Annotated in this window: 9 protein-coding genes; 5 read left to right on the top strand and 4 right to left on the bottom strand. The window is 45.4% G+C overall.

Annotated features, from left to right (window positions below; translation table 11 throughout):
• Positions 1-186 precede the first annotated feature (186 nt).
• Both ACYX4N_RS16875 and ACYX4N_RS16880 read left to right on the top strand, forming a co-directional pair.
• Positions 187-2,748: a flagellar hook-length control protein FliK gene (locus ACYX4N_RS16875; protein WP_476054838.1), complete on the top strand. Its 2,562-nt coding sequence runs from the start codon at positions 187-189 to the stop codon at positions 2,746-2,748.
• Positions 2,749-2,759: 11 nt separating this feature from the next.
• Positions 2,760-3,077, top strand: coding sequence for an EscU/YscU/HrcU family type III secretion system export apparatus switch protein (locus ACYX4N_RS16880; protein WP_025254245.1), 318 nt, complete (start codon positions 2,760-2,762; stop codon positions 3,075-3,077).
• 59 nt (positions 3,078-3,136) lie between these two features.
• Here the strand turns inward: ACYX4N_RS16880 and ACYX4N_RS16885 are convergent, their stop codons facing one another.
• From ACYX4N_RS16885 to ACYX4N_RS16900, 4 genes are all read right to left on the bottom strand, one after another.
• Positions 3,137-4,333: an ABC transporter permease gene (locus ACYX4N_RS16885; RefSeq protein WP_476054841.1), complete on the bottom strand. Its 1,197-nt coding sequence runs from the start codon at positions 4,331-4,333 to the stop codon at positions 3,137-3,139.
• On the bottom strand, positions 4,317-5,138 hold the full coding sequence (locus ACYX4N_RS16890; RefSeq protein WP_474808407.1) for an ATP-binding cassette domain-containing protein: 822 nt from the start codon (positions 5,136-5,138) through the stop codon (positions 4,317-4,319). Before ACYX4N_RS16890 ends, ACYX4N_RS16885 begins: the two co-directional genes overlap by 17 nt.
• A gap of 306 nt (positions 5,139-5,444) precedes the next feature.
• The gene (gene recA, locus ACYX4N_RS16895) at positions 5,445-6,491 is read right to left on the bottom strand and encodes a recombinase RecA (RefSeq protein WP_179982559.1); all 1,047 of its coding nucleotides are present in this window, start codon (positions 6,489-6,491) and stop codon (positions 5,445-5,447) included.
• A gap of 120 nt (positions 6,492-6,611) precedes the next feature.
• Positions 6,612-7,151 carry a CinA family protein gene (locus ACYX4N_RS16900; RefSeq protein WP_476054842.1) on the bottom strand — a complete coding sequence of 180 codons (540 nt, stop codon included), beginning with the start codon at positions 7,149-7,151 and terminating at the stop codon, positions 6,612-6,614.
• Positions 7,152-7,295: 144 nt separating this feature from the next.
• Between ACYX4N_RS16900 and mutS the strand changes: the two genes are divergently transcribed.
• The 3 genes from mutS (at position 7,296) to eno (ending at position 13,057) form a co-directional block, all read left to right on the top strand.
• Positions 7,296-9,917, top strand: a complete 2,622-nt coding sequence (mutS, locus tag ACYX4N_RS16905) for a DNA mismatch repair protein MutS (RefSeq protein WP_476056466.1) — start codon at positions 7,296-7,298, stop codon at positions 9,915-9,917.
• Between the two features lie 156 nt (positions 9,918-10,073).
• On the top strand, positions 10,074-11,705 hold the full coding sequence (locus ACYX4N_RS16910) for a CTP synthase (protein WP_461851445.1): 1,632 nt from the start codon (positions 10,074-10,076) through the stop codon (positions 11,703-11,705).
• A gap of 59 nt (positions 11,706-11,764) precedes the next feature.
• The gene (gene eno / locus ACYX4N_RS16915) at positions 11,765-13,057 is read left to right on the top strand and encodes a phosphopyruvate hydratase (RefSeq protein ID WP_120960584.1); all 1,293 of its coding nucleotides are present in this window, start codon (positions 11,765-11,767) and stop codon (positions 13,055-13,057) included.
• Positions 13,058-13,122 lie beyond the last annotated feature (65 nt).

Genomic DNA, 13,122 nt, shown 5'->3' on the forward strand with positions numbered 1-13,122 from the left:
GTCGTGAATTCCAATTAAATATGATTTACTTCAACGACAAAGGCATTTTCATTTAAGTTCTCTTGCCTTTAATGGGAAGCTTTTCTCTTTTCTATTGGTGGCCATGCGTAAACTGGAAACAGCCCTTAATAGCTTTGCTATACTTTAATTAGTAAGGAAAAGCGCCACCGTGCCGATATTACAATCATGACAACACCATTATCATCACTATTGGCAGCCGCTTCGAATCCATCTTCTGGCTCGGCTTCAGCATCCTTATCACAAGCAGGAAGTGTAAACGCTGCGGCTCAAGGGCAAAAAGGAAGTATGTCTCCCGCTATTACTAATGCCACACTGTCTCAGGCTGCCGCGTTAGATAATGCGGCAAAAGTAATAGTTGAACGCTTGCCCGAACGGGTATTAGCGATAAGCGCCCCGGTAAATAATATTCCATCAAGTAGTGCTGTTTCAGCTTCACAGACACTAAATATTGTTTTACCCGCCGAGACAGATGCAAAACTGCCAAAACAAGTAATTAACAATGCTCAGCTTGCACTTTTGCCTCAAAGTACTCTACCTGACCAATCTGGTGCTCAGCGTGCGGTACTGCTTTTTACAACTTCCTCGCAACAGAACGCCGTATTAACGCCCCCTGATAAAGCAGATTTGTTTAAAGCAGTGGCAAAAACGCTTGCTGCAAATAATGCTGCCGTAACCCTAAAAGGTGAACTCGCTATTTCAACAAAAAGCGAGAGCTTCGGCCAGCTCCAAATTAACACCTCCAAAAGCGATGTCCTGCCGCTTAAGGACATAAGTACTGCAAAGCTTGATAGTGCCGCTAAAACAGCACTTCAAAAGCTGCTTGGACAGCAAGTTGTCTTAAGGCTAAGTAGAGAAAGTAATGGCCATATCACACTTCAGATTTCTCAGGGAATTTCTAAAGCAGGCAATGACCCAAGAGTTAACGCCGGTAATCTCGCCACCATTACACACAAAAATATAAATGCTAATTTACAACAGCAGGTTATCGCAAGTTCGATTAGGCAAGGTGGCGTTGCCATTGAGCACAATTCCAATAACCCTCCAAGTCTTAATGCTGTTATAAAAAGTTCAAGCATCAACCCCGGCGCATTGAAAGCTGTATCTGCGCTAACCTTGATTGATAGCAAACTTTCCATACGTACAGTGCAACAAAGTCCGTTATTACAAATAAGCTTGCCTCAGAGTAGCTCATCTTCCTTAGCCATTCCCTCTTTAAACGCAGAGCAGGTAAACAAACTCGATCTGTCACAACTTCCCAAAGTAAACGCAAAAGGGGTCGAGACTGTCTCAGATAGAGGTGCTGGAAGTATCACATCTAGTGTCGCACACATTGATAAAGAAGCCCCCACATCACTTAAAGGCTCGGATGTGCACAGGGCGATCACCGCCCTTTCTCGAGTCTTACTAAGCCAGACGGGCAATACAAACCAAGCGTTAAGCCAACTCGTCACTATTGTTGAAAATGGAAAGTTATCGCAAGATGGCGGTGCGACCAAAGTACCTGAAGTACAGCATATTGATAAAATATTGCAGCAGCTAAAAGGCCTTGATGCCCTTAACGCCAAACCTTCGCAAGCCAGAGCTATTAATGGTGACTTTATCGGGCCTCCTAAGCCTACTATTGAGCAATTGATGGCGGCGGCAAATGCGTTAAAGCAGTCGAAGACCAATGGGTCTGAAGAAACGGTGGGAATCCAAGTAAAGGATAGTGGAAGTAAATCGCCCTCTGTATCACAGGTTTCACTTGCCTCCCTAGCTCAGTCCCTAAGCACACAAGCAAAAGGATTATCGAATAGTTTACTGAGTAGTATTGCTCAACAATTGACTGCTATACAAAGTAAGGGCGCAGAAGTCCCTCCTATTATTTCTGATACCGATAAGCCTCTTGCTGGAGTTAAAGCAAGCGAAAGCTTCATGGGAGAGAGCGTAAATACTACCAGTGACGTTAATGGCGGACCTAAAAAACTCGCACTAGACATGAACGACCAAGGTTTATCCCAACGCTTGCAGCAGCTTATCTCAACACAAGCATTGGTGACGACTCCAATTAATTTAACATCGCCTGTAAGTTCATCAAGTTTCGTACAAGGCATGGTTGCGTTAGTTCAGCTAGCGCTAGCAGGCCGTGCCATGCAAAGACAGCCTAGCTTAAAAACCCAAATAGATGCACCCGACTCTATCGTTTCTAAGACGCTATCGAATATGGGAGTGACCACCCAACCAAGTCGTGTTAGCCAAGACATGAACCAGTTAGACGGGCGACAGCAGTTGCTTTCTCAACTTAAAACCTTACTAAGCAGTCATCAGCAAAGTAAAGTTGCGAGTGTCGATTCCCGTATTCAAGGACAAGATAGTTTCTATTATGTGTTACCGTCGCTTTCACAACATCACAGTCCGCCTGAGCTCTTGATAAAGCGTGACCAAAGTGGGCAGAGACATAAACACGCACAAACAGGCCAGCGCTCGCTTTGGAATATCACGATGAAGCTAGACATTGGCGATAGCGGTCAAGTATTGGCGAAGTCAAAGATTGATAAAGACACGATTAACTTAGACTTATATGCATCGAATGATGAAGTGCTCAAGCGTATTGGTGATACGCTACCCTACCTGCATAAACGCCTTTCCTCTCTCGGACTTGTGGTTGAAAACACAAGTTACCAGCGAGGCCATATTCCTGAAACGTTAAACACACGTCCTCATCAAATATTTGAAACTAGGGTATAGGTAGAAGGAGTATGACTGATTCTCAAAAGACAAAACGCGCTATTGGCCTAAAATACGACGGCGGCGACAAGAAAAATGCGCCGAAGGTAGTTTCTAAGGGGTATGGAGACTTAGCTGAGGCAATAATCGCTATGGCTGAAGAAACTGGAATTCTTATTCATGAAGACCCGTATCTAAGTGAAGTTCTCACCACATTAGATGTAGGGCAAGACATACCCGAGTCACTTTATTACGTCATAGCGGAACTTCTTGCTTACTCGTATGTTTTACAGGGGAAAATTCCTCCTGGGTGGGAAGGTATTATCAAACGGGTGGATTTTGAAGTGTGAAGGTAAAAAAGAGCCCGCTTTAAGCGAGCTCTTTTGCTATTCACTCAATACTTTTCAGACTATCTAAACAGTACTTTTTCTTTGTTGAACCAATGGATACAAAAGAAAATAAGACCTGCCGCGATGACTGCCGTAGACGTAAATATGCCAAATAGCGCGAAATAGTCCATGGTACCTTTAAACAGTTCTTTCATAGCAAGGGCAACGTTCGTCAGCGGTACCCAAACCCAGCCACCTTTAAGCTCTACCCCCGGCATCATCGCAATGATTACGGGGAAGATAACCACCATAATTAGTGACCCCATATAGCTTTGCGCTTCTTTAAAAGAGCGGGCATAAATAGAAAGCGATAACAATACCGCCGCAAATACCGCGACCACTGGCACTAACATCAAGAAAATCAGTAAGAAGTCTACAAGACCTATCATTGACATGATCTCTACCACAAATTCAACGGCCATGCCTTGGGATAGCACTAGCCCCCATATGGCCATGGAAGACACCGTTATTAGCGCAGTAACAATGCCTGCGGTGGCTACCGTAAAGAACTTGCCCAATACCAACTTGTGACGGTCCATTGGCGATATAAGCAAGGTTTCTAAGGTACCACGTTCTTTTTCACCTGCGCCCAAATCTGAAGCTGGCGCCATTGCACCTTGTAGGCACAAGATGAATATAAAGTAAGGCAGCATACCGCCTAAACGTTCCCCCCACACTTCGCGATCATCCGCCACATTTTGCTTTTCTATTTTGATTGGTTTTAGTAAAGCCTCTTGCTGAGTTTCGTCAAGGTTTAGCTGTGCAAACGCGCTTTGTTGAAACGCGTCTGTATATTCATCAATAATATCGGAAACACGCCCCATAACTTTGTTAAGGCCTGCATCGTTTAAATAAAGCTGAATCTTATGTTGCCCTGAACTTAATACGTCACTATCGAAACTCTCTGGTATAACCAACACAAAGTCTAACGTTTCGTTTTTAATGAGTTTGGCGTAGTCAGTCTCATCACCAATCGCAACCGATTCGAATTTATCTGATGCATCGTCAAAAGACTGTACAATTGCTGGCGCATACGCTTCACCAACTATCGCGTATTTCAGTACTTTATTTTCAGCTTTGTCCGCCGCTGAACTCATGAAAAAGAACGCGACACCGAAAATAGCTGGGAATAATAAAAGCGGTAAACCAATCATAAATATGATGGTCTTTTTATCCCTTAATAGCTCTTTGAACTCCTTTTTAAAGATTAACCACATTACCCATCTCCTCAGAATCCATTGAAAGTGTTTTTAGGAAGCTCTTATGCATTTGTCCAGCCTCTGCACCATTACCAGAAAGTGCACTAAAGGCGGCAAGCGAATCGTTAAATACTGTTTCTCCTTGATTAATGACTGTTACTTTGTCACAAAGAGTTTGTACTTCGTCGAGGTGGTGGGTAGAGAAGATTACCGGTGTACCTTTATCCTTAAGACGTTGAATGAATTCCATTACCGTACTGGTTGCCATAATATCAAGGCCAGTTGTAGGCTCATCGAGAACCACCAACTCTGGTTCATGAATAACCGCACGGGCAATCGACACTTTTTGTTTCATGCCTGATGAAAAATTCTCCGCTCGTCTATCAAGGAAGGTTTGCATGTCGAGCAAATCAGCTAACTCTTCAATACGTGCATTAATTACATTTTTTGAAATGCCGTGTAGCTCACCGAAGTAGCTAATATTTTCACGCCCACTTAAACGGCCGTATAGACCTGTTGAACTGGAAAGAAAACCAATTTTCTTTCGCGCAATGTTGGGGTTAGAAAGTACGTCCTCACCACCAATGAGCACTTTACCGCTGTCGGGTTTAAGCGCCGTTGAAAGCATACGCAAAGTAGTGGTTTTACCTGCGCCGTTAGGCCCTAGCAGTCCCAGAACCTGACCTTTTTCGCAAGTAAAAGACACATCCCTTACTGACTGAAAATAACGCCCTTTTAAACGCGGGTCCTTCTTCTCTTGTTCGCTAAGCTTTTTCGGGTTCTCCACCGTAAAGCGTTTAGCGAGACCTGATATTTCAATCATTCCCTTTTCCCTCTTGATGTAAGCTATTCTCAATATTAATTGTTGTTTAAGGCATTGTTTGCTGTAGCCGCAAATTTTCCTTATTTATATTCTGAAACGTTGAACCTTGGAAATACACCAAAAGCCAACCTTTTCTTTGTAGTCTTCGCTTATCGTACTTTATTACAGCATTCCCTGTTTTTATTTTTTGTACAAGTTTCAACCGGATATTAAGTGTTAGTAAATATTTCTTAATATACCCTGCGTAGCAAAGGCATAAAAAAACCCACCTTTCGGTGGGTTTTTAAGGTACTTGTAAAACCTATCTTATTCAGGAAGTACGTCGTCTTCGCCCTGCGGCAATGCTTCTTCTGCCTGCATGGTTTTAGAGAGCAATAGCTCTTGACGTATCTTGGTTTCGATCTCATTAGCCGTTTCAGGGTGTTCCTTAAGGTACTTCATTACGTTCGCTTTACCTTGACCAATGCGATCGCCCTTGTAGCTGTACCAAGCGCCGGCCTTATCAACAAGCTTCTGCTTAACACCAAGGTCGATAAGCTCAGCTTCTTTACTAATACCTTCACCGTAGCGGATCATAAACTCGGCTTGCTTAAACGGAGGCGCTACTTTGTTCTTCACTACTTTCACGCGGGTTTCGTTACCTACTACCTCGTCGCCTTCTTTAACTGCACCGATACGGCGGATGTCTAAACGAACAGAAGAGTAGAACTTAAGCGCGTTACCACCAGTAGTGGTTTCTGGGTTACCGAACATTACACCAATCTTCATACGAATTTGGTTAATGAAGATACACAGCGTATTAGAGCGTTTAATGTTCGCCGTAAGCTTACGCAACGCTTGTGACATTAGACGGGCCTGAAGGCCAACGTGAGAATCACCCATGTCACCTTCAATTTCCGCTTTAGGTGTAAGCGCTGCTACCGAGTCAACAATAACAACATCTACCGCACCTGAACGTACTAGCATGTCGCAAATTTCTAGCGCTTGCTCACCAGTATCAGGCTGAGATACTAATAATTCGTCGATGTTTACGCCAAGCTTTTCAGCGTAAACTGGGTCTAGGGCGTGCTCAGCATCGACGAACGCACAGGTTTTACCTTTCTTCTGCGCTTCAGCAATAACCTGAAGTGTTAGCGTGGTTTTACCTGATGATTCTGGCCCGTAGATTTCAACAACACGTCCACATGGCAAACCGCCTATACCTAGAGCGATATCAATGGTAAGTGAGCCAGTAGAAATCGCTTCAATGTCCATGGCTTGGTTATCGCCTAAGCGCATGATAGCGCCTTTACCAAATTGCTTTTCAATTTGGCCAACTGCGGCGGTTAAAGCTTTTGATTTGTTATCGTCCACGTATATATCCTCTAGGATTTGCGGTTAAATTCTGTTTTGGTACTTTCCATATTTTGTATGAAGTTACCAAATAATGATCACATTCTATACTGTACAAGCATACAGTTTCAACCAGTGTTTTTAATTTTCACTCAACATTTTAATTAACTGAGTAATAGCAAAGCTAATAGCGTGTTGACGAACTTCGTCGCGATTGCCGCTGAAAACCTGTTTGATTTGCGCTTCTTGCTCTCCACACAAAAAACCAAACCACACAGTGCCCACCGGTTTTGCTTCGCTGCCACCGCCAGGCCCGGCGATGCCACTTACGGTCACAACTAGCTGAGCACCACTATTGCGTCGCACGCCTTCTGCCATTTCTTTTACCGTTTGCTTTGACACTGCACCATGTTCTTTAAGCGTCTGCTCGGTAACGCCTAATATGCCTTGCTTCGCATCATTCGAGTAGGTCACCCAAGATTGATTAAACCAGTCAGAGCTTCCCGAAACACTGGTGAAAGCAAAAGCAATCCCCCCACCTGTACAGGATTCTGCACTAGATACACTCCAACCTTTTGCTCTAAGTGCATCTCCTAGTGCCTGAACTTGCGCAGATAATGCGCTATCAAGCTTTAAAGGGCTGGCGTTTACCGTCGAATCAGTTGAAAATGTTGTGCTCATTTGGATATACCTAGTTACACCTGTTGTGCTTTATCAGATCTTCGCTTGATCTTAGTGGGCGTGAGTTTATCATTTATTCCCCTTAACAGGCATTAAACCCAGCAACAAATTCATAGAGGCATTTTTTTGGAATCACATACTCCTATGATGCGCCAGTACCTGACTATTAAGGCGCAGCATCCGAATATTCTACTATTTTATCGCATGGGCGACTTTTATGAGTTGTTTTACGACGATGCCAAAAAAGCTGCGGAATTACTGGATATATCGCTAACAGCAAGAGGGAAATCTGGCGGCGAGCCTATCCCAATGGCGGGTGTGCCCTATCATGCAGTGGAGAGCTACCTCTCACGCTTAGTCAAGATGGGCGAGTCGATTGCCATTTGTGAACAGGTTGGCGATCCGGCCACCAGTAAAGGCCCTGTTGAACGTGCAGTACAACGTATTGTTACGCCTGGAACAGTGACCGATGAAGCGCTACTAGAAGAACGTCGCGACAATATCCTAGCCGCTGTTTGCGGTCATAGTATGCATTATGGTCTGGCAACCCTAGATGTCACTAGCGGTCGTTTTGTTGTATTTGAATGCGACAGCGATGAAAGCTTACTTGCTGAAATTCAGCGCATTAACCCAGCAGAACTTCTTTATCCTGAAGGGTTTGAAAGTTTACCTCTTGTTGAAAACCGCAAAGGGCTTAGACGCCGTCCTGAATGGGAATTTGACATAGACACTGCCACAGAGCAATTAAACGCCCAGTTTGAAACCAAAACATTAGAAGGCTTTGGAATAAAAGGCGTCACTAAAGGCTTAGGCGCAGCGGGCTGTGTTTTACAATATGTAAAGGATACCCAGCGCACTGCTCTGCCCCACATTCGTCGCATTCAAACCGAACAGCAAGACAGCCGTGTGCAGCTTGATGCCGCCACCCGCAGGAACCTAGAACTTACCCATAATTTGTCCGGTGGGCAGGAAAATACGCTGTTTAGCGTGATGGATACCACCACCACGGCCATGGGTAGTCGTATGCTACAGCGCGTTATTCATTCGCCTTTAACAGACCAGCATGAACTTCACAGCCGCCTTGATGCTGTTGAAACTTTCATTAACGACGACCCTGAAGATATTCGACTAGCGCTAAAACACATTGGTGATATAGAACGTATTATGGCTCGTTTAGCTCTTCGCTCTGCGCGCCCTCGTGACTTTGCTCGCCTAAAAAATGCGTTTAATGCACTGCCTGATTTACAAGATGCCTTAGCTAGGTTCGATACAGGGCAAGTCAGAAGTATCAGCGAAACCATTGGCACTTACCCAGAGCTACAAGCCTTATTGAACGATGCCATTATTGATAACCCACCAGTGGTAATACGGGATGGCGGCGTGATTGCCGAGGGCTACAACGCCGAACTTGATGAATTGCGCAAGCTATCACAAGGTGCTACCGACTACTTAGACGCTATGGAACAGCGTGAGCGCGAGCGCACCGGCATTTCCACGTTGAAAGTGGGCTATAACAAGGTCCACGGATTCTTTATTGAGATTAGCCGTGCAAACAGTGCATTGGCGCCTGCAGAATATATTCGCAGACAAACCCTTAAGAATACTGAGCGCTACATAACGCCAGAACTTAAAGAGCACGAAGATAAAGTGTTAAGTAGCCAAGGCGCTGCCCTTGCTCTTGAAAAGCAGCTTTATGAAGCCTTGTTCGACAACTTTGCGCCACACTTAAATAACTTAATTGAGACCGCCTCAGCGCTTGCCAAGCTCGACGTGCTGTGCTGTTTTGCTGAACGTGCCGTATCACTTGATTGGTATCGCCCAAACCTAAGCCAAGAATGCGCACTTACCTATGACGCTGGTCGCCACCCTGTGGTTGAAAACGTAATGAAAGACCCTTTCATTGCCAACCCGCTTAAGCTAGACACCGAGCGACGCATGCTGATTATTACCGGTCCGAACATGGGCGGTAAATCAACCTATATGCGCCAAACCGCGCTCATTGCCCTGTTAGCCTGTATTGGCAGTTTTGTACCTGCAGAAAACGCCCACATAGGCAAGCTTGACCGCATCTTTACCCGTATTGGCGCATCGGATGATTTAGCCTCTGGTCGCTCAACCTTTATGGTTGAGATGACAGAAACGGCGAACATTCTCAACAATGCTACAGAAAACTCGTTGGTATTAATGGATGAAATAGGACGCGGTACCAGTACCTATGATGGTTTATCACTGGCTTGGGCCTGTGCAAGTTACTTAGCAAAGCAGCTTAATGCTTATACCCTTTTTGCTACCCATTATTTCGAACTTACTGAACTACCTGAAACACAAAGTGGCGTGGTAAACGTGCACTTAGACGCGATGGAGTTTGAAGATACCATACGCTTCATGCACACCGTATCAGAAGGCGCGGCGAGCAAAAGCTTTGGTTTACAAGTTGCGCAACTTGCAGGCGTACCGAAGGCGGTAATAAAAGCGGCACAACAGAAGCTTGCGGTGTTGGAATCATCACATCTTATGACCAGCACGGAAGACGGAACAGAGAACGCCAACGATGAGTCTTTTGGAGCGAAGAGCTCTGTAAAAGGCGGAAATAAAACAAGCGCATCAGGTAAAGCCACATCAAATACCAAAGGCCAAGCTGAAATGCTATTCCCTGATAAGCCACATCCGGTTGTAGAAGCCCTTGAAAACTTATCGCCCGATGAGCTATCACCGCGCCAAGCGCTAGACCTTATCTACACACTAAAGCGTCTAAGCCAGTCTTAAACCAAGCTTAAGCGCGTATAAATTGCGCATCATGTGGGCAAATTGATTGTCTGCCCACATGATTTTGCGTATACTATCGCCCCGTCCAAAGTGTAGCTGGTTTTGTTCTAAACTCAGCCTATATTTACCATACAACCCAAACGTTCTAGGTTTCGCATGACAAATTATATTTTCGTCACAGGTGGTGTAGTTTCATCGCTAGGTAAAGGTATTGCTGCAGCATCGCTGGCCGCAATTCTGGAAGCTCGCGGTCTCACCGTAACCATGTTAAAACTCGACCCTTACATCAATGTCGACCCGGGCACTATGAGCCCTATCCAGCATGGTGAAGTATTTGTTACTGATGACGGCGCTGAGACCGACCTCGATCTTGGTCACTACGAGCGTTTTATTCGCACCCGAATGACAAAGCGCAACAACTTTACTACCGGTCGCGTGTATGAAGAAGTACTTAAGCGCGAACGTCGCGGTGATTACTTAGGTGCAACTATTCAGGTGATCCCGCACATCACAAACGAGATTAAGCGCCGCGTGATTGAAGGTGCTGAAGGTCACGATGTGGCTATTGTTGAAGTGGGCGGAACCGTAGGTGACATCGAGTCACAACCTTTCTTAGAGGCAATTCGCCAGCTTGGTACAGAAGTGGGCCGTGAGCGCGCTATGTTCATGCACTTAACGCTAGTACCTTATATGCCAGCGTCAGGCGAAGTAAAAACTAAGCCTACACAGCACTCGGTAAAAGAACTGCGCTCTATTGGTATTCAGCCAGACATTCTTGTGTGCCGTTCAGTGGGTGCATTACCAGCCAGCGAACGTTCTAAAATCGCGCTGTTCACCAACGTTGCTGATAAAGCGGTTATTTCACTTAAAGACGTAGACAGCATTTACCGTATTCCTGCTGCACTTAAAGCGCAAGGTATGGACCAACTGGTTGTAGACCGCTTTGGTTTAGAGTGCAACGAAGCAGATCTATCTGAGTGGGAACAAGTACTTTACGCTGAGTCTAACCCGACGGCTGAAGTAAACATCGGTATGATCGGCAAGTACGTTGAATTGCCTGATGCCTATAAGTCAGTTAATGAAGCGCTTAAGCATGCCGGCCTTAAAAACCGCCTGACCGTAAATATTCATCACATCGACTCACAAGATGTGGAAAGCAAAGGCACACAAATTCTAGAGCAGTTAGACGCTATCCTAGTACCTGGCGGCTTTGGTGAACGCGGTATTGAAGGTAAAATCGCAGCAGCCCGTTATGCTCGAGAGAACAAGGTGCCTTACCTAGGCATTTGTTTAGGTATGCAAGTCGCGCTTATCGAATATGCACGTAATGTGGCAGGTATGGAAAACGCGAACAGTACTGAATTTAATCCAGACACGCCTTATCCTGTTGTGGGTCTTATTACCGAATGGTTAGACGCTGCGGGTACTACTGAAGTACGTACCGAAACGTCTGATTTGGGCGGCACAATGCGCTTAGGTAGCCAGCTTTGCCACCTTATTGAAGGTACAAAAGTTCACGAGATGTATGGCGATGCTGAGATTTACGAGCGTCACCGTCACCGTTACGAAGTAAATAACAACTTGCGCGATCAAATAGAAGCAGCGGGATTAAAGGTAAGTGGTTTGTCCACTGACAAGCGACTTGTAGAAGTGGTGGAAATCCCTGATCATCCATGGTTCATTGCGGGCCAATTCCACCCTGAGTTCACATCAACTCCTCGGGATGGACACCCACTATTTACTGGTTTCGTTGCTGCGGCAGGAAAATACCAGAAAGAAAATCACTAATTTCTAATAAAAGGGGTGCTCTCTCCCGTTGCACCCCATTCAATTGTTGAGGAAAAAACATGGCGAAAATTAGTCGCATTATCGGACGCGAAATCTTAGATTCACGCGGAAACCCTACCGTAGAAGCAGACGTATATTTAGAATCGGGCGTAATGGGCCGAGCTGCAGCACCATCTGGTGCCTCTACTGGTAGCCGCGAAGCACTAGAACTACGCGACGGCGACAAGTCTCGTTACCTAGGTAAAGGTGTAACAAAGGCAGTTGCAGCAGTTAACGATACCATCGCGCCAGCACTTATCGGCAAAGATGCACTAGCACAAGCTGATATCGACGGCATCATGATTGACCTTGATGGCACAGAAAACAAAGAGACCCTTGGCGCAAACGCGATCCTTGCTGTTTCTCTTGCTGTTGCTAAAGCGGCAGCGGCTGAAAAAGGCGTAGCGCTTTACGAGCACATTGCAGACCTTAACGGTACATCTGGTCAATACTCAATGCCTGTACCTATGATGAACATCATCAACGGTGGTGAGCACGCTGACAACAACGTAGACATCCAAGAGTTCATGGTACAGCCAGTTGGCGCGAAGAGCTTCAAAGAAGCACTACGCATGGGTGCTGAAATCTTCCACGCACTTAAGAAAGTACTTTCTGCTAAAGGCCTTAACACAGCAGTTGGCGACGAAGGTGGTTTTGCACCTAACCTTAGCTCAAACGCTGAAGCACTAGCAGTTATCGTTGAAGCCGTTGAAAATGCTGGCTACAAAATGAATGAAGACATCACGCTAGCACTAGACTGCGCGGCGTCTGAATTCTACAAAGAAGGTAAATACGTACTTTCTGGCGAAGACAAGAGCTTCGATTCAGAAGCGTTTGGCGACTACCTTGCAGACCTTTCTGCACAATACCCAATTGTATCAATTGAAGACGGCCTAGACGAAAGCGACTGGGACGGCTGGGCAAGCCTAACTAAGAAGATTGGTGACAAAGTACAGCTAGTTGGTGACGACTTGTTTGTTACTAACACTAAAATTCTTAAGCGTGGTATTGATAACGGTATTGGTAACTCAATCCTTATCAAGTTCAACCAAATCGGTTCACTAACTGAAACCCTTAACGCTATTAAAATGGCGAAAGACGCAGGCTTTACAGCGGTTATCTCTCACCGTTCTGGCGAAACTGAAGATGCGACTATTGCTGACCTAGCAGTAGGTACAGCGGCGGGCCAAATTAAGACTGGTTCTCTATGTCGTTCTGACCGTGTTGCTAAGTACAACCAACTTCTTCGCATTGAAGAAGCACTAGGTGACGCAGCTACTTACAAAGGCCGTAGCGAAATCAAAGGTCAATAAGCTTAAGCCAAATATGGTTTAACTAGCTTTGTTGAAAGGCACCAGCGTAATTCGCGGTGCCTTTT

The organism is Alteromonas sp. ABH4_452, assembly GCF_056311825.1.